Source organism: Mycobacterium sp. 1081908.1 (assembly GCF_001673535.1).
Taxonomy (GTDB): Bacteria; Actinomycetota; Actinomycetes; order Mycobacteriales; family Mycobacteriaceae; genus Mycobacterium.
The window spans coordinates 72,983-92,237 of the sequence record NZ_LZLY01000021.1 but is presented as its reverse complement, the minus strand read 5'-3'; the positions used below and the strand labels follow the sequence as shown (position 1 = coordinate 92,237).

Here is a 19,255-nt window from a genome sequence, read left to right as displayed (position 1 = left end):
CCTAGCTGGCAATATTCAGCGCGGAGTCAACAAAAAGACGGGGATGGGCCGCGTCGTCCGGGTCTGGTAGCCGCTGTAGCGGTTGGCGTTGTTCTTGTTGACCAGTTCCCACAGCCGCGCGTAGTCGGCATCGTCGGGGCCCACTTTGCGGGCGGTCACCGGTATCCGCTTGGCGCCGACGTTGATCTCGCAGTCGGGGCGCTTCTGCAGGTTGTGGTACCACCCGGGGTTGCGGTCGTCGCCGCCCTTGGACGCGACGATCACGTACGAGTCGCCGTCCTTGGCGTAGGTCAGCGTCGTGGTGCGCTGCTGGCCGGTCTTGGCGCCGATCGTGTGGAGCAGCAGACTGGGCGGCATCCCCGGGATCTGGTGACCGACCCGGCCGTCGGTCTTGCGGTAGATCGTGTCGTGCAGGCGCAGGAACGGCACGAGCACGAATTGTTCTAGCGGGGTCAGATTGCTCATGGGTTCAGTCTGGCCGACTCCCGTTCAGGCGCGACACGGCCTCCCGCAGGATGAGCGCGGTGGCCTCGCGGTCCGGGTCGCGGCGCAGCAGCATGCCCTTGGCGAAGGAGAGCTTGTCGCCCTCGCGCCGCGGCAGCACGTGCAGGTGGATGTGCATTACCGACTGGAACGCGGGGCGGCCGTCGTTGATCGCGATGTTCGTCGCGTCGGCCAGCTCCGTCGTGCGGGCGGCGCGCGCGATCCGCTGGCCGATGGTCGCCATGTCGGCCAGCGTCTGCGGTGGGGTGTCGGTGAGGTCGACGGTGTGACGCTTCGGGATCACCAGCGTGTGACCGCGGGTGAACGGGCGGAGGTCGAGGATCGCCAGGTATCCGTCGTCCTCGTAGATCCGGTGGGCCGGGGCCTCGCCGGCGACGATCGCGCAGAACACACAGGGCATGTCGCCCACGGTACTGATCGCCGCCACCCGGGGGATACGCTGCCGCAGTGGACGCTCGCGAGGTCGCCTTCGCCGGCGCGGCCGAACAGGCCCGGATGCTGGCCGACGGTGAACTGACCGCGCCGGAGCTGCTCGAAATCTACCTGGACCGGATCGCCCGGCTGGACAGCGAGCTGCGTTGCTACCGCGTGGTGCTGTCCGACACCGCGCGCTACGAGGCCGCCTTGGCGCAGGACCGCCTCGACGCGGGGGAGCGGCTGCCGCTGCTCGGCGTGCCGATCGCGATCAAGGACGACGTCGACGTCGCCGGCGAGGTGACGGCGTGCGGCAGCGGCGGGCACCGGCCCGCGGTGACGTCCGACGCGGAGGTGGTCCGGCGGCTTCGCGCCGCGGGGGCGGTCGTCCTCGGCAAAACCAATGTGCCCGAGCTGATGATCTTTCCCTTCACCGAGTCGCTGACGTTCGGCGCGACCCGCAACCCGTGGGACCTGAGGCGCACCCCGGGCGGTAGCAGCGGCGGCAGCGCGGCCGCGGTGGCCGCCGGGCTGGCGCCGCTGGCGCTGGGATCCGACGGCGGCGGCTCGATCCGCATCCCGTCGTCGTGGTGTGGGTTGTTCGGCCTGAAACCGCACCGCGATCGGGTCTCGCTGGAGCCGCACGACAATGCGTGGCACGGGCTGAGCGTCAACGGCCCGATCGCCCGCTCGGTGCGGGACGCCGCGACGTTCCTGGACGCGACGTCGACGGTGCCCGGTCCCGAGGGCGAGTTCGTCGCCGCCGCCGGGCGCGACCCCGGCCGGCTGCGAATTGCGTTGAGCACCAAGGGACCGATGCCGGTGCCCGTCCGGGTCGGCAAGGCGCAGCTGGCGGCCGTGCAGGAGGCCGGCGCGTTGCTGCGCGACCTGGGGCACGAGGTCGTCACGCGCGACCCCGAGTACCCGCCCGCGGCGGTCCTGACCAGCTACCTGCCCCGCTTCCTGCGCGGCATCAGCGACGACGCGGACGCGCAGGCCCACCCCGAACGCCTCGAAGCGCGGACCCGCAACCTGGCGCGCGGCGGCGCCCTCTTCTCCGACCGCCGGATGGATGCGATCCGCGCCGCGGAGCCGGCGGTGGCCGGCCGGATTCAGGCGATCTTCGACGACGTCGACGTCGTCGTCACGCCGGGCAACGCCACGGGCCCCTCCCGCATCGGCGCCTACCGGCGCCGCGGCGCCGTCTCGACGCTGCTGCTGGTGGCGCAGCAGGTCCCGTACTTCCCCATCTGGAACCTGACCGGGCAGCCCGCCGCGGCCGTGCCGTGGGACCTCGACGGCGACGGCCTGCCGATCGCCGTGCAGCTCGTCGGCCGTCCGTACGACGAGGCGACGCTGCTGTCGCTGTCGGCGCAGATCGAGGCCGCCCGGCCGTGGGCCCACCGGCGACCGCCGGTGTCCTAGGGGTCGCCTCGTGAACGACGACATCGACGACCTGCTCGAGGGGCTCGAGGGCGACGCCCGCGCCGAGCGGGCCGAACTCGTGAGGTGGCTGCTGGATCAGGGCATCACCCGCGACGAGATCCGCAGCACCAATCCGCCGCTGCTGCTGGCCACCCGCCACCTCATCGGCGACGACGGGACCTACGTGTCCACCCGGGAGATCAGCGAGGCCTACGGCGTCGACCTGGCGCTGCTGCAGCAAGTGCAGCGCGCCATCGGCCTGGTGCGGGTCGACGACCCCGACGCGGCGGTGCACATGCGCGCCGACGGCGAGGCCGCCGCCTTCACCCAGCGGTTCGTCGAGCTGGGGCTCGATCCCGAGCAATTGGTGCTCGTGGTCCGTGTGCTCGCCGAGGGCCTGTCCCGCGCCGCCGAGGTCATGCGGTATGCCGCCCTGTCGACGATCATGCGCCCGGGGGCCACCGAGCTGGAAATCGCCCAGGCCTCAAAGGCATTGGTCAGCCAGATCGCGCCGATGCTGGGCCCGATGATCCAGCACATGCTGTTCATGCAGCTGCGGCACATGATGGAGACCGAGGCCGTCAACGCCGCCGAGCGGGCCGCGGGCCAGCCGCTTCCCGGCGCGCGTCAGATCACCGTCGCGTTCGCCGACCTCGTCGGCTTCACCCGGTTGGGCGAGGTGGTGTCGGCCGAGGAGCTGGGGCACCTGGCCAACCGGCTGGCCCACCTCGCCCGGGACGTGACCGTGCCGCCGGTGCGCTTCGTCAAGACGATCGGCGATGCGGCGATGTTCGTCTGTCCCGAGCCGCTGCCCATGCTCGACGTCGTGCTCAAGCTGGTGGAGGCGGTCGATACCGACAACGACTTCCCCCGGCTGCGGGCGGGCGTGGCCTCCGGAATGGCGGTCAGCCGGGCGGGCGATTGGTTCGGCAGCCCGGTCAACGTGGCAAGCCGGGTCACCGCCGTGGCCCGCCCGGGCACCGTGCTGGTCGCGGACTCGGTCTGGGAGGCCATCGGCGACAGCGGGAATCTGCAGGGCTCGTTTGCCGGTGCGCGCCGCCTCAAGGGCATCAAGAACGAGGTCAAGCTGTTCCGGATTCGCCGCGGCAACGCATAGGCGGCGGCGCATAGGCAGGCCCGGGCGACTCTAGGGGGCGTTTGACGCTTAGGTCGTACGCGGCTGGTTTCCTACCCCGTTTCCCAGCGCTTCGAATCGGTCGCTTCCGGGCCTGCTTCGCTACCAAAAATACAACTCCGAACAGCCCATATCAACGGTTTTTCCAGATCGGAAGCGCCCCGCCGGCCGGCCCGCGTTCGCTGCCGGTGAAACGGCATTCCATTACAGGTGTAACGGTGTAATCATGTAATCATGAAGACGCATCACACCCAAAGGCGCTACGGCCGCCCCGGCGGCTGGCAGCAGGCCCAGCAGCCCGACGCGAGCGGCGCGGCGGAATGGTTCGCCGGACGCCTGCCGGAAACCTGGTTCGACGGCGACCCCACCGTCATCGTCGACCGCGAAGAGATCACCGTCATCGGCAAGCTGGCCGACGGCACGGAACAGAGCGAGGCCCGCGCGGAAGGCCGGGTATCCCGGTTCCGCGAGGAGACCCGTTCCGAGCGAATGCGCATCGCCGACGAGGCGCAGGATCGCTACGGCCGCAAGGTTTCCTGGGGCGTGGAGGTGAACGGCGAGCGAATCCTGTTCACCCACATCGCCGTACCGGTGATGACGCGCTTGAAGCAACCCGAGCGCCAGGTGCTCGACACGCTGGTCGACGCCGGCGTGGCGCGGTCCCGCGCCGACGCGCTCGCGTGGTCGGTCAAGCTGGTCGGCGAGCACACCGAGGAGTGGCTGGCCAAGCTGCGCGACGCCATGTCGGCGGTCGACGACCTGCGCGCCGAGGGGCCCGACCTCCAGTCGTAAGCCCTACGGCCGCTTGGTCATTCGTTGCCGACCTTGGCGAGGATCCTGTCGATGATCTGCCCGCCCTGATCGGTGATGTGATAGCCGCACGCGTTGACGTCGACGATGACGTTGTTCGCCACGCCCATCGCGCGCTGGCACTCCCAGCCGTCGGCGCCTTCCTGCGTGTCGATCATGGTGATCTTCGGCGGGCCGCCGTTGAGTTGGGCGAACGTCCAGCGGTATTGCTTGCTTTTGTTCGTCACGGTCACCGTCTTGCCGGCGCAGCCCTTCCACTTGTCGGACGAGCTCTGCAGGAACGCCTTGGCCTTGTCAGCGGACGGAAAGGCGACGGCGGCCTGGTTCACCCAGTGGTCGTTGTTGTCGCCCGGTTCTGAGGACACCAGCCCGCTGATTCCGCTGTAGCCGGTGCCCGCGTACACGGGGTCCTGGCTGGTGTAGAGCGCGCCCAGGCAGTTCGGCAGCGACAGTGTGACCGTGGAGGTGTCCATCGACGTGATGGGCTTACCCGGCGTCATCTCGGAGGCGCCCATGATGTTGTTGATGTCCGACGGGTCCAGCAGCAGCGCGCTGAGCCGGCTGGGCGGCACGGGATCCGGGGGCGGCGGCGCCGGCTTGGGCTTGATGATCAGCCATACCCCGACCGCGCCGACGGCGAGGACGACCACGGCGGCGACGGCGGCGACGATGGGCCACGGGCTGCGTTTGGGCTTGGACGGCGGCTGATTCCACCCCGCGGACGCCGGGCCGGTGAATTGCGGGGGCGGGCCGCTCCAGCTGCCGCTGCCGCCCTGGTAGTACGGCGCGCCGGGTTGACTCGCGGCGGGCATGGGGCCGCTGTCGGGCGCCCAGGGCCGCGGGGTTTGGCCGGCCTGCGGAATGGGACCGGAGCTGGGCGGCGTGGGGTAGGCCGGCGGCGGTGGGGTGGAGGCCTGCGGTTGCGGCGGGGTCACCGGCGGGGCCGCCAGCGTGGGGCCGGGGACGTCCGCGGTGCTGGCCTGCGCGGTCGCGGGCAGGGTGGCTTCCTGGCTGCGGCGCACGATGTTGTCGGCGTGGTCCTGATCGGGGTCGCTGAGGGCCTCGTGGGCGGCCAGCGCCAGATCGCCGGCGCTGGCGTAGCGGTCTTCGGGTTTCTTCGCCATGCCCCGCGCGATCACCGCGTCGAACGCCCGGGGGATGCCGGAGCGAACGTCGCTGGGCTTCGGGATGGGATCCAGCAGGTGGGCGGTCACCAGGGTGCTGGCGCTGTCGGCGCGATAGGGCGGCGACCCCGTCAGGGCCTCGTGCAGCACGCAGCCCAGCGCGTAGATGTCGGCGCGGTAGGTGACCTCGTCGTTGGAAAACCGTTCGGGCGCCATGTATTTCCAGGTGCCCACCGCGGTGCCCAGCTGGGTCAGCTTTTCATCGGTGGTCGCGCTGGCGATGCCGAAGTCGACCAGGTAGGCGAAGTCGTCGCGGGTGACCAGGATGTTGGGCGGTTTGACGTCGCGGTGCATCACGCCGGCGGCGTGGGCGGCGTCCAGGGCGGAGGCGATCTGGGTGATGATGGCCACCGCGCGCGGCGGGGTCAGCGGGCCAAACCTCTTGAGCAGGGTGTCCAGGTCGACGCCTTCGATCAGGCGCATCTCCATGTACATCTGGCCGTCGATTTCGCCGTAGTCGTGGATCGGCACCACGTGCGGCTCCTGCAAACGGCCGGCGATGCGGGCTTCGCGCTTCATCCGTTCGCGAAACACCGGGTCCTTGCTGAACGTGTCGGACATCAGCTTGACGGCGACCGTCCACTCCTTGACGGTGTGCTCGGCCTCGTAGACCTCGCCCATGCCACCGCGGCCCAGCAGCCGTTTCAGGTGATAGGGGCCGAACATCGAGCCCACCCGTGAGGCCTGCGCGTCGCTCATCCCTGACCCTCCAAACCAACCCCGGACCCGCCGACCATATCAACACCGTCCGCCCCGAGCGGCCTGCCGCGAGCCGCGGCTCAGCAATGATTGTTACCGCTGGCGCCGCCACAGCAGGAGGTAACGCCAGAAAAGCAGCCGGCGCACGCGGGCGCCGGGCAGGGTGGCGGCCGCGGCCGCGCGGGCCTGCCGGGTCGTCAGCGGCGCGTCGAGGACCTTCGGCATCGCCTCGTTGACCGGGTCCACGCCGTACCAGCCGCCGGAGCCCGCCGCCCTGAGCGCGGCGAAGAGCGCGCCCAACGCCCGATTGGCCGCCGCCGCAACGACTTCGGTGGGTGCCTCGCGGGGCAGGTCCACCCGCGGCAGGACCACCGCGGCCAGCACGCCGCCCGGGCGCAGCGCCGGCGCCAGGTGCCGCAGGGCCTCGGCGAGCGGCAGGTGATGCAGCGTCGTGATCGACACGATCGCGTCGTAGTGATCCGCCGGCAAGGGCAGCTGCAGCACGTCGGCGAGGATGGGGGTGACGTTGGCCGGGGCGCGGCGGCGGGCCGCCTCGATCATCGCCGCCGACTTGTCGACCGCGTCGACGTGCTGGGCGCTGCCGGCCAGTCGCGCCGCGAATGCCCCCGCGCCACAACCGACGTCGAGCACCCGCCCGCACGGCCGCGGCAGCTGGTCCAGCAGCACCCGCTGGTAATACGCGTTGTGGTCCCAGGCGAGTTTCACTAGGAATGGGCGGCCCACCACTTGTACAGCTGATCGAGGTTCGGGCCCTGCTGGTCCCCGCCGACGACCGCCATCACCATGGTCTGCTGGTTGGTCCACATCACCTGCGGCTCATTGCCTTTGTAGTTCGCGCACCCGATCTGACCGAGGATGGTGTTCGGGTCCTTGTTGTGCCACCAGGTGCCCGGTGAGGCCTTGTCCCCGGGGCACTTGACGGTCGTGGCGGCCTCCATGTAGCCGTTGAACGCGTCCTGCAGCCCCTTGAGATCCGTGAACAGCCCGTATTCGCCGACGTTGGGGCCGTTGGGTTCGGTGTTTTGCCCGCACATGACCGAGACGCTGGCGCCCGGCATCGGTTGGCCCTCCAGCTTGCAGGTGCCGGGCGGATAGCCCGCGGGCAGCAGGCCCAGCAGCTTGGTCGCGGCGCCGGGGGGCGGGGTCGACGTCGGCGCCACGGTGGTGCGGGTGGTCGTCCTCGTGGTGGTCGTGGTCGTGGTCGTGGTGGTGGCCGCGTTGGGCGTTTCGCTGTCGTCGTTGCCGGCGGCCATCGAGATGCCGATCGCCGCGGCGACGAGGACGACGACGGCGGCGGCCGCGCCGGCGACGATGACCCACGGGTTGCGCCTGCGCGGTGGTTCCGGCGGATGCCCATGGCCGAAGGCTGGCGGGCCGGCGAACTGTGGTGGCGGACCGGTCCACTGGGGCTGGCGGGGCGCAAGATTCGGCGGGGGCGGGGCCGCGCGCGGAATGGGTCCGCTGTCGGGGGCGGGGTTCCGGGCCGGCGCGGGCCGCGCGGGCGGAACGACGCCGTGAGGCCCCTTCAGCCCCGGCAGCGTGGACTCCTCCCCGTGGCGCAGGATGTTGACCGCCTGGGTCTGATCGGGGTTGGTGAGCGCGTCGTGGGCGGCGCGGGCCAGATCACCGGCGCTGCGGTAGCGGGCCTCGGGCTTCTTGGCCATGCCGCGGGCGATCACCCCGTCGAAGGCCCGGGGAACGCCCGAACGCTTGGCGCTGGGCTGGGGGATGGGCTTCATCTGGTGGGCGTTGACCAGCACCCCGGCGCTGTCGGATGCGTAGGGCGGCGACCCGGTCAGGCACTCGAACAACACGCACGCCAGGGAGTAGACGTCGGCGCGGTAGTCCACCTCGTCCTCGGAAAACCGTTCGGGCGCCATGTATTTCCAGGTGCCCACCGCGGTGCCGAGCTGGGTGAGCTTCTCGTCGGTCTTCGCGCTGGCGATGCCGAAGTCGACCAGGTAGGCGAAGTCGTCGCGGGTGACCAGGATGTTGGCCGGCTTGACGTCGCGGTGCGTCACCTCGGCGGCGTGGGCGGCGTCCAGCGCGGAGGCGATCTGGGTGATGATGGCCACCGCGCGGGGCGGGCTCAGCGAACCGAACTTTTTGAGCAAAGTCCCGAGATCGGTGCCCTCGATCAGGCGCATCTCCAAATACATTTGCCCGTCGATCTCGCCATAGTCGTGGATGGGCACCACGTGGGGTTCCTGCAAACGGCCCGTGATGCGGGCTTCGCGCCTCATCCGCTCGCGGAACACCGGGTCGCTGCTGACCGATTCCGACATCAGCTTGAGCGCGACGGTCCACCCCTTGACGGTGTGTTCGGCCTCGTAGACCTCGCCCATTCCGCCGTGGCCCAGGGCCCGCTTGAGCTCGTAGGGTCCGAACATCGACCCGACCCGCGAGCCCGGCGCCCCGCTCATCGTTCCTCCCAACAACCGCGACCCGCCGACCATATCAATCCGCTCCGGCATGGCCGGCCGTCCGCGGCGCGTCAGGTGCTGACGACAATCAAGTCGTCGCTGGTGTTCCACGCCTTGAGGAAGAGCGCCATGGGGATCTGCTCGTCTCGGCCCTTCGAGTTACCGCTGTCGTTGAGATGGACGATGCCGTAGGCGGTGTCGACGCCGGTCACAACCACGGCGTGGTCGCCGACCGGGTTGCCGTTCTCGTCCTTCGTGTCGACGGGGACGTTCCAGATCATTTCGGCGTTGACGCTGACGATCACCTTGTGGCCGGTGCCCAGTTCCTGCTCGATTCCCTGGATGCCGCCGGGTACCCCGTCCGCCGCGGCGTGTTTCCGGTCGGTGACGACGGCGCCGACCTTGTACTGCGCCAGTAGCGTCGGGACATCGGCGAACATGGTGCCCTGGCCCGAATTCGGGTTTCGGGAATCGGCGGGCTTGATGTATATGGATCCGGGGTGGGTCGTGCTGGGGGTTGACTGCGCTTTCTTGATGACGGCATCCTCCGAGGGCTCCCTGCCGGTCATCTGGCCGACGACATCGGCGGCCGCCATCAGCACGCAGTCGTCGTATTTCTGGTATCGCCACCACTTGGCCGCGGCGTCGGGGTCGCCGTAGGTGGCGCCCGAAGCCGCGCCGGCCGGTGCGGCCACTCCCAGCGCGACGGCGCCGGCAAGAACCGCGAGGGTGGCGGTCTTGATGATCTTCATACGTTGTCCTTTTCTCGTTCCGCTTCTCGTTCCGCTGTGTTGCGGTTTGGTTGAGAAAAGGTTCCAATGTCGGCCTTCTCGTTATCTCAACGAATTCTTGAAATTTACTGTCCGGCAAAATCTTTCGCACCAAACGAAGAATGGGGGATCCCGGTGATCGGGATCCCCCATCCGGGCGGGGCGGCCTAGGTCAGCTGGCTGGACAGCTGCGGGCAGTACACCTGGGCCGCGTCGACGACGAAGTAGGCGGCCTGTTTGGCGGTGAGGTCGGTCTGGCTCAGCACCTCGCGGGCGACGTCCGTGCCGGTCTTGCCGGCGGCCAGCTCCTTGCACACCTGGTGGCCTTCCTTGATGGCCTCCTGCGGCGTGGTGAAGGTGACGCCGAGGCCCCTCATCTCGGTGATGAAGGCATCGTCGGCGGTGCTGGCCGCGGCGGCCCCGGCGGTGGCGATCGCCAGCCCTGCGGCGGCGGCGCCGATGGCCGTGGTGACGGCGGCGGTGATGCGGCGAGAGAACATTTCGTGATCCTTTGCTGTGGGTTCGGCCCTGGGTGCGTTCAGCTTCGGGCCGAACCCTTGGAGGATTCTCAACGAATTCTTGATGCCGCCGTTACCCCTGGGTGACCTCGAACGTGAACTCGTGCTCACCGATGCGGATGTGGTCCCCGTCGTGCAGCGGGGTCGCCGAGCGGATGCGTTCGTGCTGCACCTGCACGCCGTTCGAGGACCGCAGATCGTTGATGACCCAACTGGTGCCCGTGTCGACGATGACCGCGTGGTGGCGGCTGACCTTGGGGGTGTCCAGGACGATGTCGTTGTCGCTTTGGCGCCCGATGCGAGTCGCCGCCTCCTGCAGCGGATAGCTGCGCCCCGTGGTTTCGCGCAGATGCGCGACGGCGTTGCGCTCGGAAACCCTGGTGTGCTGGTCCATCACCGTCTGCGTGACGGCGGCGGTGGTCACGGCGATCTTCTTGACGTCCAACGGCTCCTGGCGCAGGATCCGGTCGTTGAGCGCACGCAGATTGGGCCCCGGGTCGATGCCCAGCTCGTCGGCGAGCGTCTGCTTCACGCGGCGGTAGGCGGCCAGCGCGTCGGATTGGCGCTCGGTGAGGTAGTAGGCCGTGATCAGCTGGGCCCACAGCGGCTCGCGGTAGGGATGCTCGGCGATCAGGGCCTCGAGCTCGGTGATGACGGCAAACGCGCGTCCGCAAGCGATTTCGGCCTCCGCCTTGGCCGTGTGGACCAGAATCTTCTCCTCGACGAGGGAGGTGGCGTAGGTCTCGACGAACTGAAAGTCGCGCAGGTCCTCGAGCACCGGCCCGCGCCATTCCGCCAGTGCCGCCGACAGATGCTTGCTGGCCTGTTCGAACCGGGCGGCGGCGGCCGCGTGCACGCCCGCCGTCTTCTCGGCGATGAATCGCCCGATGTCGCAGGCGTTGTCGGCGATGGTGAGGCGGTAGCCCGGGGGCGCCGCCGCCAGCACCACCCGCGGGTCGATCCCGGCGCCGCTGAGCAGCTTGCGCAGGTTGGACACGTAGGAGTGGATGCTGGCCCGCGCCCCCGACGGCGGCGCGTCGTCCCACAGGGCGGTGATGAGCCGGTCGACGCCGACCGGGCTGTTGCGGTTCATCAGCAGCATGGCCAGCACGGCGCGTTGTTTGGGGGTGCCCAGCGGCACCAACGCGCCGTCAACGCTCATCTCCAGCGGGCCGAGTAGACCGAATTCCAGGCGTTTGTCCACCATCGCGCGTCACACCCTCCCGTCTTCCGCGGCGTTGCGTTTGTCTAGAGCGTAACGACCATCAACTCGTCGCTCGTGTCCCACGCGCGAACGAAAAGCTCCATCGGAACCTGCTCGTCGCGCCCCTCGGCGATGCCGCTGTCGTTGAGGTGAACGATGCCGCGGGTGGCGTCGACACCGGTCACCACCACCGCGTGGTCGGATTGGGGGTTGCCGCTCTTGTCCTTCGCGTCGACGGGCTCGTGCCAGATGAGCTCGGCGTTGACGCTGACGATCACCTTGTGGCCGCCGCTCAGCGCCTGCTTCAGGCCCGCGATGCCCGGGCGGATTCCGCTCCCCGCGGTGTCGTCCCGGTCGATGACCACGGCGGTGACCCGGTAGCGGGCCAGCAGCGCGGGAACGTCCTCGAGGCTGGCGCCGGCGCCCGAATTCGGGTCGTCCGGGTTGGCCGGCTTGGTGTAGATCGGGCCCCCGTGCACGACGCTCGGAGTCGAGTGGGCCTTCTCGATGATGGCCGCCTCCGAGGGCGCCGCACCGGTGATCTGGCCGATGACGTCGGCGCTGGACATGAGGACGCAGTCGTCGTACTGCTGCTGTTGCCAGTACCGGCCGGCGGCGACGGGGTCGCCGTACACGGCTTCCGAGGCCGCGTCGGCCGGTGCGGCCAGCCCCAACGCCAGCCCCAACGAGGCGGCCCCGGTGAACAGTGCGAATGCGATTGTCCTGGCTGCGTTCATGAGAAAGAGGTTCCGGCGCCGGCCTTCTCGTTATCTCTGCGAATTCTTGGAAGACCCGGTTATCGGGCGAACTGCGGGCAGTAGGCCTTGGCGGCGTCGACGACGAAGTGCTCCGCCTGCCTGGCGCCGAGGTTGGTCTGGCTCAACAACTGTCGGGCGATCTCGGGCCCGCTGTTGCCGGCGTTCAGCTCGAGGCACACCAGGTAGCCGTCCATGATCGCCTGCTGCGGCGAGTCGAAGCCGATGCCGTGTCCGCTGATCGCGGTGAGGAAGGCGTCGTCGACGCTGCTGGCCGACGCGCCACCCGCGGTGGCCATCGCGAGCCCGACCGCGCCGAGCCCGGCAACGGCCGCCCCGATGGCCGCGGTGATGCGCGATGCGAACATGGCGCCCAGAGTTCGGCCGACCCCTTGCGGGTTCCTCAAAAAATCCTTGGCAGCTACGCCTGCGTCATCGCGTAGTAGGCCCCGCGGCGGGCCAGCAGCTGGGTGTGGTTGCCCTGCTCCACAATTCGGCCCGCCTCCACCACCAGGATGCGGTCGGCGTCGCGGATCGTCGAAAGGCGGTGCGCGATAATGAAACTCGTCCGGCCCCGGCGAAGCTCGCGCATGGCGCGCTGAACCAGGACCTCGGTGTGGGTGTCCACCGAGCTGGTGGCCTCGTCCAGGATCAGCAGCTGCGGCCGGGCGAGGAACGCGCGGGCGATGGTGATGAGCTGGCGCTCACCGGCGCTGATGTTGCCGCCGCCGCCGCTGACCCGCGTCTGGTAGCCGGCCGGCAGGGTGCGCACGAACCGGTCCACGTACGCCGCCTTGGCGGCCTCGATCACCTCGGCTTCGGTGGCCTCCGGGCGTCCGTAGGCGATGTTCTCCGCGATCGTCCCGTCGAACAGCCAGGTGTCCTGCAGCACCATGCCGATTCGCGATCGCAGCGACTGCCTGCTCACCGCGGTGATGTCGACCCCGTCGATCAGTATCCGGCCCGAGTCGACGTCGTAGAACCGCATCAGCAGGTTGACCATCGTGGTCTTGCCCGCCCCGGTCGGTCCGACGATCGCCACCGTGCTGCCCGGTTCGGCCACCAGCGACAGGTCGTGGATCACCGGCGTGCCCGGCCGGTAGGCGAAGTTCACGTGCTGGAACTCGACGCGGCCGCCGCCGGATCGTGGCAAGGCGCGCTCGGGGTCCGGCGGCTCCTCGGGCTCGTCGAGGAGGTCGAACACCCGCTCGGCGCTGGCCACGCCGGATTGCAGGGTGTTGTACATCCCCGCCACCTGGCTGACCGGCGCGTTGAACTGCCGCAGGTATTGGATGAAGGCCTGGATGCTGCCCAGCGTGATCTGCCCGCTCGCCACCTGCAGGCCGCCGACCACCGCGACCGCGGCGTAGCCGACGTTGCCGATGAACCCCGTCGCCGGCGCCACCAGCCCGGAGAAGAACTGGGCGCCGAAGCTGGCCCGGTAGACGTCGTCGTTGAGGCGGCGGAACTGCTCGCGCGCGGCGACCTGGTGGCCGAACGTCCGGACCACCGTGAAGCCGCTGTAGGTCTCCTCGATGTGGGCGTTGAGGCGTCCGGTGCTCCTCCATTGGGCCACGAACAGGCGCTGCGAGCGCCGCGCGATCGCCCGCGTCGCCAGCAGCGAGACCGGCACGGCCAGCAACGTGATGCCCGCCAGAAGCGGCGAGATGGACACCATCATCGCCAGCACGGCCACCACCGTCAGAACCGCCGTCAACAGCTGGCTGATCGTCATCGACAGCGACGACTGGACGTTGTCGACGTCGTTGGTGACCCGGCTCAGCAGCTCGCCGCGCTGGCGTCCGTCGAAGTAGGACAGCGGCAGCCGGTGGATCTTGTCCTCCACGTCGGACCGCAGCGCGACCATGGTGCGCTGCACGGTGACGTTGAGCAGCCGGGCCTGCGCCCAGATCAGCAGCGCGGCAACGGCATACAGGGCGAGCGCCAGCGCCAGCGTGCGTCCCACCGCTGCGAAGTCGACGCCGCGGCCTGGCACCACGTTCATCCCGGACAGCAGGTCGGCGAAGGCGTTCTGGCCCCGGGCGCGCGCCGCGGCGACGGCCTGTGCCTTGCTGATCCCGGCGGGGAGCCCTCGCCCGATGACCCCGTTGAACAGCAGGTCGGTGGCGTGGCCCAGGATCCGCGGGACGACGACCCCGATCGCCGTGCCGGTGACGCCCAGCGCGATCACCGCGAGGCTCAATCGCCGTTGCGGCGCAAGCCGTTTCACCAGCCGGGTCGCCGAGCCCCAGAAGTCGCGGGAGCGCCCCGCCGCCGGGGCCACGGGCGCCACGGTCATTGCTCGCCCCCCACCCCGGCCCCCACCGACTGCGAGTCGGCGAACTCCGCGTAGGTCGCGCAGTCGGCCAGCAGCGATTCGTGCGTGCCCGCGCCCACCAGTTTCCCGTCGTCGACGACGATCACCTGGTCGGCCTGGGCCGCGGTGGAAACACGTTGGGTGACAACGATTATCGTGGCGCCACCCGACACCCGTGCCAGCGACGCGCGCACCCGCGCGTCGGTGTGCACGTCGAGCGCGGCGAAGGAGTCGTCGAACAGGTAGATCGCCGGCCGGCGGATGACGGCCCGCGCGATCGCCAGCCGCTGCCGCTGGCCGCCGGAAAAGTTGATGCCGCCCTGGGCGACTCGCATGTCCAGGCCGTCGTCGTGGGCGCGGACGAACCCGTCGGCGTCGGCCACGCGCAGCGCCTCCCACATCTCCTCGTCGGTCGCGGCCGCCTTGCCGTAGCGCAGGTTCTCGGCGACCGTGCCGGAGAACAGGTAGCCGCGCTGGGGGACCAGCCCGATCGCCGACCAGAGCCGCTCGGTGCGGTAGTCGCGGACGTCGACGTCGTCGACCAGGACGGCCCCCGAGGTCACGTCGTAGAGCCGGGAGATCAGGGACACCAGCGTCGACTTGCCCGAGCCGGTGCTGCCGACGATGGCGGTGGTGGTGCCGGGCAGCGCGGTGAACGAAATGCCTTGCAGCACCGGGCGATCGGCGCCCGGATAGGTGAAGGTGGCGCCCTCCAGCCGCACCACGCCCGTGATCCCGGCCGGCGGGAACCGGGGATCGGGCGGGTCGCCGACCGCGGCGCGGGTGTCGAGCACCTCGGTGATCCGTTCGGCGCACACCGCCGCGCGCGGCAGCACCACCAGCGTCATCGTGGCCATCAGCACCGCCATCAGGATCTGAGTGAAGTACACCAGGAAGGCGGTCAGCGAACCGACCTGCATCTGGCCCCGATCGATCCGCAGGCCGCCGAACCAAATCAGCGCGACGCTGGACACGTTGATGGTCAGCGTGGTCAGCGGCAGCAGGAGGGCCTGCAGGTTGCCGTTGGTCAGCGCGGTGTTCGACAGCGTGGCGTTGGCGCGGGCGAACCGGTCGCGCTCGTAGCCTTCGCGGGCGAACGCCCGGACCACCCGGACGCCGGACAGCTGGTCGCGCACCACGCGGTTGATGCCGTCGATCAGGCCCTGCATCCGGCGCAGCAGCGGCAGCATCCGCGACATCACGAAGTAGTTGGTCACGGCCATCACCGGAACGCTGACCAGCAGCAGCCAGGCCAACGCCGCCTCCTGATGGATGGCCATGGCGATGCCGCCCACGCACATGATCGGGGCGGTGATCAGCACGGTGCCGCTGATCTGGACCAGGTATTGGATCTGACGGACGTCGTTGGTGCTGCGCGTCAACAGGGTTGGCGCGCCGAATCGGTCGGTCTCGTGCTCGGAGAAGGTGGTGACGTGTTCGAAGATCGCCCGGCGCAGGTCGCGGCCGAAGCCCATGCCCGCCCGCGAGCCGACGTAGACGGCCCCGACCGCGCACAGCACCTGCAACCCGGTGACCGAAAGCATCACCATGCCGAGCCGGACGATGGTGGCGGTGTCGCCCTTGGCGACGCCCTCGTCGATGATCGCCGCGTTGACCGTGGGCAGGTACAGCGATGCCAGGGTGCTGGTCAGTTGCAGCACCAGCAGCACCGCAACCAGCCGCCGGTACGGCCGGATGTACTGGCGCAGCAGTGCCAGGAGCATGTGGTAACTGTCGCATACGGCGCGCGCCGCGTCGGTCACCACCGCACTGAAATGCCTGCTCAGGCGCGGCGTCAGCGGTTGGCCCCCGCGCTGCCGCTACAGTGCATCGTGTGACGAGCAGAAGGCGAGGCGCGAGGGCGCTGGCTCTCGTGGCGTCGGCCTTGGCGATTCTGATCCCGACGATCGCGGGTTGCTCGGGTTCCGGCGACAACAAGCCGGGAGCGACGGCGTCGTCGACGCCGGGCAACGGGGAGGGCCACCACGGGCCGATGTTCCCGCAATGCGGCGGCGTCAACGATCAGACCGTGGCGGAGCTGACCAAGGTGACCGGGCTGGTGAACACCGCCCGGAACTCGGTCGGGTGCCAATGGCTGGCGGGCGGCGGGATTCTCGGCCCGCACTTCTCGTTTTCCTGGTACCGCGGCAGCCCGATCGGACGCGAGCGCAAGACCGAGGAACTGTCGCGCGCCAGCGTCGACGACATCAACATCAACGGCCACGGCGGCTTCATCGCCGTCGGCAACGAGCCCAACCTGGGCGACTCGCTCTGCGAGGTGGGCATCCAGTTCCAGGACGACTTCATCGAATGGTCGGTGAGCTTCAGCCAGAAGCCGTTCCCGCCGCCGTGCGACATCGCGAAGGAACTGGCCCGTCAGTCGATTGCGAACTCCAAATGAGCCGACGAACCGTGCGTGCCTGCGTGGTGGTGGTGTTCGCCGCGCTGTTGGTGTTGAGCGGCTGCTCGAGGTCCATCGGGGGCAACGCGATCAAGGCGGGCGGCAACCCGCCGCGCAACAACAACTCTCAGCAGCAGTATCCGAACCTGCTCAAGGAGTGCGAGGTGTTGACCACCGACATCCTGGCCAAGACCGTCGGCGCCGATCCGCTTGACATTCAAAGCACGTTCGTCGGGGCCATCTGCCGGTGGCAGGCGGCCAACCCGGCCGGGCTGATCGACATCACCCGGTTCTGGTTTGAGCAGGGCAGCCTGGGCGAGGAGCGCAAGGTCGCCGACTTCCTCAAGTACAAGGTCGAGAACCGCTCGATCGCGGGCATCGAGTCCATCGTGATGCGCCCCGACGATCCGAACGGCGCGTGCGGCGTGGCGAGCAATGCGGCGGGCGTCGTCGGCTGGTGGGTCAACCCCCAGGTGCCCGGCATCGATGCCTGCGGGCAGGCGCTCAAGCTGATGGAGCTGACGCTGTCCACCAACTCGTGAGCTAGCGGGGAATTTCGAACCCGGTCAGCGCGGCCCGGCCCGGCTCGAGTCCCTGCCACCCGCCGGGCACCGCGAGCACCGCGATCGCCGACGTGGGGAACTTCGCCGAAATGCGTTCCAGCGCAGCGATGTCCGTGCCTTGGTCAGCCGGGGCGTCGGCGGCCAGGACGAGCGCCAGCCCCGACATCGTCGGCTCGTGCCCGATGACCAGCAGCGTGCCGACGTCGTCGGCCGTCCCGTTGATCTCCTCGATCATCGTCCCCGGGGTGGCGCCGTACAGGCGCTCGCTGTAGCGAACCGGGGCGCCGATCCCGGTCCTGTCCAGCGTCTGCCGCGCCCGCGTCGCGGTTGAGCACAGCACGGCGTCGACGGCGGGGACGTTGGCGCGCAACCAGTCCCCGGCCAGCCCGGCCTCCCTGATGCCGCGCGGCGCCAACGGCCGGTCATGATCGGGGACGCCATCCGGGTAGTCGGATTTCGCGTGCCGCATCAGCAGCAGCGTGTGCCGTTCGCTCACGGGCTCACGCTAGTCAACACGGAACCAAGATCGCTACGCCGCGTCGTCGTCGTCTTCGCCTCCTTCCTCGCGGCGAAGGAGCTTTTCGGGGTGCCAGTAGTTGTTGGTTCTGGGTTGACCCCTATCCAAATGCGGCGGCGGTATCCATTCGGTTTCGCCTTTGGTGTTTTTGCGGGTGCTCCAGCCGTCGGGGTTGAGCATGCGGTGCTGGGCGCCGCAGGCGAAGGTGAGGTCGTTGATGTCGGTGGTGTGGCATTGGGCGTAGTCGGTGACGTGGTGGACTTCGCTGTAGTAGCCGGGCACGGTGCATCCGGGTGCGGTGCAGCCGCGGTCTTTGGCGTACAGGACGATTCGTTGGGCGGGGGAGGCCAGCCGTTTGGTGCTATACAGCGCCAGGGTTTTGCCTTTGTCGAAGATCGCCAAATAATGCCGGGCATGGCGGGCCAGGCGGATGACGTCGCTCATCGGCAAGATGCTTCCGCCGCCGGTCAGGGCGCGGCCGGCCGCCGCTTCGAGTTCGGCCAGGGTGGTGGTGAGGATGATCGAGGCGGGCAGCCCGTTGTGCTGGCCCAGTTTGCCCGACGCGAGCAGCGCGCGCAGCGCGGCCAGCATTGCGTCGTGGTTGCGTTGGGAGGCCGAGCGGGAGTCGTTGTCGATGGCCTCTTGGGCGGGTGTTGCGTCCACGCACGGCGTGTCGTCGTTCGGGTTGCACATGCCGGGGGCGGCCAGCTTGGCCAAGACGGCTTCGAGGGTGGCGCGCAGTTCGGGGGTGATCCGCGCGCGTAGCTCTGACATCCCGTCGGATTGTTGGTTGCCCAAGGTCAGCCCGCGCCGCCGCGCCCGGTCGGCGTCGGTGTAGTTGCCGTCGGGGTTGAGGCAGTCGGCGACCGTGTCGGCCAGCGCGCCCAGTTGTTCGGGACGAAACCGGGTGCCCTCGTGGGCCAACTTCGCTTCGACCTGCTCGCGGGTGGCCTGGTCGATCCAGCCGGGCAGCTCGTGCCAGAACTTGCGGATCACCGCGACCTGGCCGGTCCCCAGGGTGCCGTCGCGTTGGGCCGCGGCCGTCGCGGCCAACACCGGCGCCAACCGCTCACCGGTCAGGCCGTGGCGCGGACCCAGATCGGCGGCCTCCTTGATGCGCCGCGAGGCCTCGGCGCGGGTGATCAGCGTGGCCTCGGCGATCGCATGGGAGAGCTTGCCGCCCAACTCCTCGGCGGTGGCCTGGCGGGCCACGGCATTGATCACCGGGTGTTCGAAGGCCGGGATGCGTCGGCGCCAGCGTTCGAAGCGTTCCAACAAGGCAAGGTGTTCGGGGGTCGGCAAGGCTTCACAGTCGAACTCGCCGAGCCGGTCGAACGCGGCGTCCACGGCATCGAGAGCCGCCGCGCGCCCCTCGCGATCGATACCACCGTCAGCCATGCCCCGAAACTAACCACGCCCACCGACAAAAACGGCCGCCCTGGGACGCCTGAAACCAAAGTGGCGCAAGTTTTTTGAAAACGCATCCATGGTGCAACACTCAACGAATCGTTGCGGCGTCCGACGCCGTCGACACCCCCGCCGTCCCAATACCGGCAGACCTGCCGAACGAGGTCCCGCGTCTTGTCGGTCGGCGG

At 69.4% G+C, this 19,255-nt stretch carries 19 protein-coding genes; 5 read left to right on the top strand and 14 right to left on the bottom strand.

The annotated features are described in order from the left end of the window. Positions 1-15: 15 nt before the first annotated feature. Together A5655_RS03950 and A5655_RS03945 are read right to left on the bottom strand one after the other, a co-directional pair. Positions 16-465 (bottom strand): nitroreductase family deazaflavin-dependent oxidoreductase, encoded by a 450-nt coding sequence (locus tag A5655_RS03950; protein ID WP_067005769.1) that lies wholly within the window; start codon positions 463-465, stop codon positions 16-18. Positions 466-469: 4 nt separating this feature from the next. After that, positions 470-904: an HIT family protein gene (locus tag A5655_RS03945; protein ID WP_067005792.1), complete on the bottom strand. Its 435-nt coding sequence runs from the start codon at positions 902-904 to the stop codon at positions 470-472. Positions 905-951: 47 nt separating this feature from the next. Here A5655_RS03945 and A5655_RS03940 point away from each other — a divergent pair, with 47 nt between their 5' ends. From A5655_RS03940 to A5655_RS03930, 3 genes are all read left to right on the top strand, one after another. Next, positions 952-2,343, top strand: a complete 1,392-nt coding sequence (locus A5655_RS03940) for an amidase (protein WP_082978456.1) — start codon at positions 952-954, stop codon at positions 2,341-2,343. Positions 2,344-2,353: 10 nt separating this feature from the next. Further along, positions 2,354-3,460, top strand: coding sequence for an adenylate/guanylate cyclase domain-containing protein (locus tag A5655_RS03935; protein WP_067005767.1), 1,107 nt, complete (start codon positions 2,354-2,356; stop codon positions 3,458-3,460). A gap of 252 nt (positions 3,461-3,712) precedes the next feature. Continuing rightward, positions 3,713-4,270 carry a hypothetical protein gene (locus A5655_RS03930; RefSeq protein ID WP_067005765.1) on the top strand — a complete coding sequence of 186 codons (558 nt, stop codon included), beginning with the start codon at positions 3,713-3,715 and terminating at the stop codon, positions 4,268-4,270. A 17-nt stretch (positions 4,271-4,287) separates the two neighbouring features. On the opposite strand, the gene A5655_RS03925 is transcribed toward A5655_RS03930, so the two are convergent. From A5655_RS03925 to A5655_RS03880, 10 genes are all read right to left on the bottom strand, one after another. Then, positions 4,288-6,171, bottom strand: a complete 1,884-nt coding sequence (locus A5655_RS03925) for a serine/threonine-protein kinase PknH/PknJ (protein WP_067005763.1) — start codon at positions 6,169-6,171, stop codon at positions 4,288-4,290. 93 nt (positions 6,172-6,264) lie between these two features. After that, complete coding sequence (locus A5655_RS03920) at positions 6,265-6,897, bottom strand: bifunctional 2-polyprenyl-6-hydroxyphenol methylase/3-demethylubiquinol 3-O-methyltransferase UbiG (RefSeq protein ID WP_067005761.1); 633 nt, start codon at positions 6,895-6,897, stop codon at positions 6,265-6,267. Continuing rightward, positions 6,897-8,615 (bottom strand): serine/threonine-protein kinase, encoded by a 1,719-nt coding sequence (locus tag A5655_RS03915; protein ID WP_067005787.1) that lies wholly within the window; start codon positions 8,613-8,615, stop codon positions 6,897-6,899. Before A5655_RS03915 ends, A5655_RS03920 begins: the two co-directional genes overlap by 1 nt. A gap of 71 nt (positions 8,616-8,686) precedes the next feature. Further along, positions 8,687-9,367 carry a C39 family peptidase gene (locus A5655_RS03910; RefSeq protein ID WP_067005759.1) on the bottom strand — a complete coding sequence of 227 codons (681 nt, stop codon included), beginning with the start codon at positions 9,365-9,367 and terminating at the stop codon, positions 8,687-8,689. Positions 9,368-9,552: 185 nt separating this feature from the next. Beyond that, positions 9,553-9,885, bottom strand: coding sequence for a DUF732 domain-containing protein (locus A5655_RS03905; RefSeq protein ID WP_067005757.1), 333 nt, complete (start codon positions 9,883-9,885; stop codon positions 9,553-9,555). 91 nt (positions 9,886-9,976) lie between these two features. Beyond that, the gene (locus tag A5655_RS03900; RefSeq protein ID WP_067005755.1) at positions 9,977-11,110 is read right to left on the bottom strand and encodes a BTAD domain-containing putative transcriptional regulator; all 1,134 of its coding nucleotides are present in this window, start codon (positions 11,108-11,110) and stop codon (positions 9,977-9,979) included. A 41-nt stretch (positions 11,111-11,151) separates the two neighbouring features. Beyond that, positions 11,152-11,844: a hypothetical protein gene (locus A5655_RS03895; RefSeq protein ID WP_067005753.1), complete on the bottom strand. Its 693-nt coding sequence runs from the start codon at positions 11,842-11,844 to the stop codon at positions 11,152-11,154. Positions 11,845-11,903: 59 nt separating this feature from the next. Further along, on the bottom strand, positions 11,904-12,230 hold the full coding sequence (locus A5655_RS03890; RefSeq protein WP_067005751.1) for a DUF732 domain-containing protein: 327 nt from the start codon (positions 12,228-12,230) through the stop codon (positions 11,904-11,906). Positions 12,231-12,283: 53 nt separating this feature from the next. Next, complete coding sequence (locus A5655_RS03885; protein WP_067005749.1) at positions 12,284-14,161, bottom strand: ABC transporter ATP-binding protein; 1,878 nt, start codon at positions 14,159-14,161, stop codon at positions 12,284-12,286. After that, a complete protein-coding gene (locus A5655_RS03880; RefSeq protein WP_067005785.1) occupies positions 14,158-15,903 on the bottom strand; it encodes an ABC transporter ATP-binding protein in 1,746 nt (581 codons plus the stop codon). The genes A5655_RS03885 and A5655_RS03880 overlap by 4 nt, the downstream gene beginning before the upstream one ends. A gap of 110 nt (positions 15,904-16,013) precedes the next feature. On the opposite strand from A5655_RS03880, the gene A5655_RS03875 reads away from it, so the two are divergent. Together A5655_RS03875 and A5655_RS03870 are read left to right on the top strand one after the other, a co-directional pair. Further along, positions 16,014-16,580, top strand: coding sequence for a DUF3558 domain-containing protein (locus A5655_RS03875; RefSeq protein ID WP_369807164.1), 567 nt, complete (start codon positions 16,014-16,016; stop codon positions 16,578-16,580). After that, a complete protein-coding gene (locus tag A5655_RS03870) occupies positions 16,577-17,122 on the top strand; it encodes a DUF3558 domain-containing protein (protein WP_067005745.1) in 546 nt (181 codons plus the stop codon). The genes A5655_RS03875 and A5655_RS03870 overlap by 4 nt, the downstream gene beginning before the upstream one ends. Before the next feature lies 1 nt (position 17,123). Here the strand turns inward: A5655_RS03870 and A5655_RS03865 are convergent, their stop codons facing one another. After that, the gene (locus A5655_RS03865) at positions 17,124-17,612 is read right to left on the bottom strand and encodes a histidine phosphatase family protein (RefSeq protein WP_156764679.1); all 489 of its coding nucleotides are present in this window, start codon (positions 17,610-17,612) and stop codon (positions 17,124-17,126) included. Positions 17,613-17,672: 60 nt separating this feature from the next. Beyond that, on the bottom strand, positions 17,673-19,058 hold the full coding sequence (locus A5655_RS03860) for an HNH endonuclease signature motif containing protein (RefSeq protein ID WP_067005741.1): 1,386 nt from the start codon (positions 19,056-19,058) through the stop codon (positions 17,673-17,675). Positions 19,059-19,255: the final 197 nt, after the last annotated feature.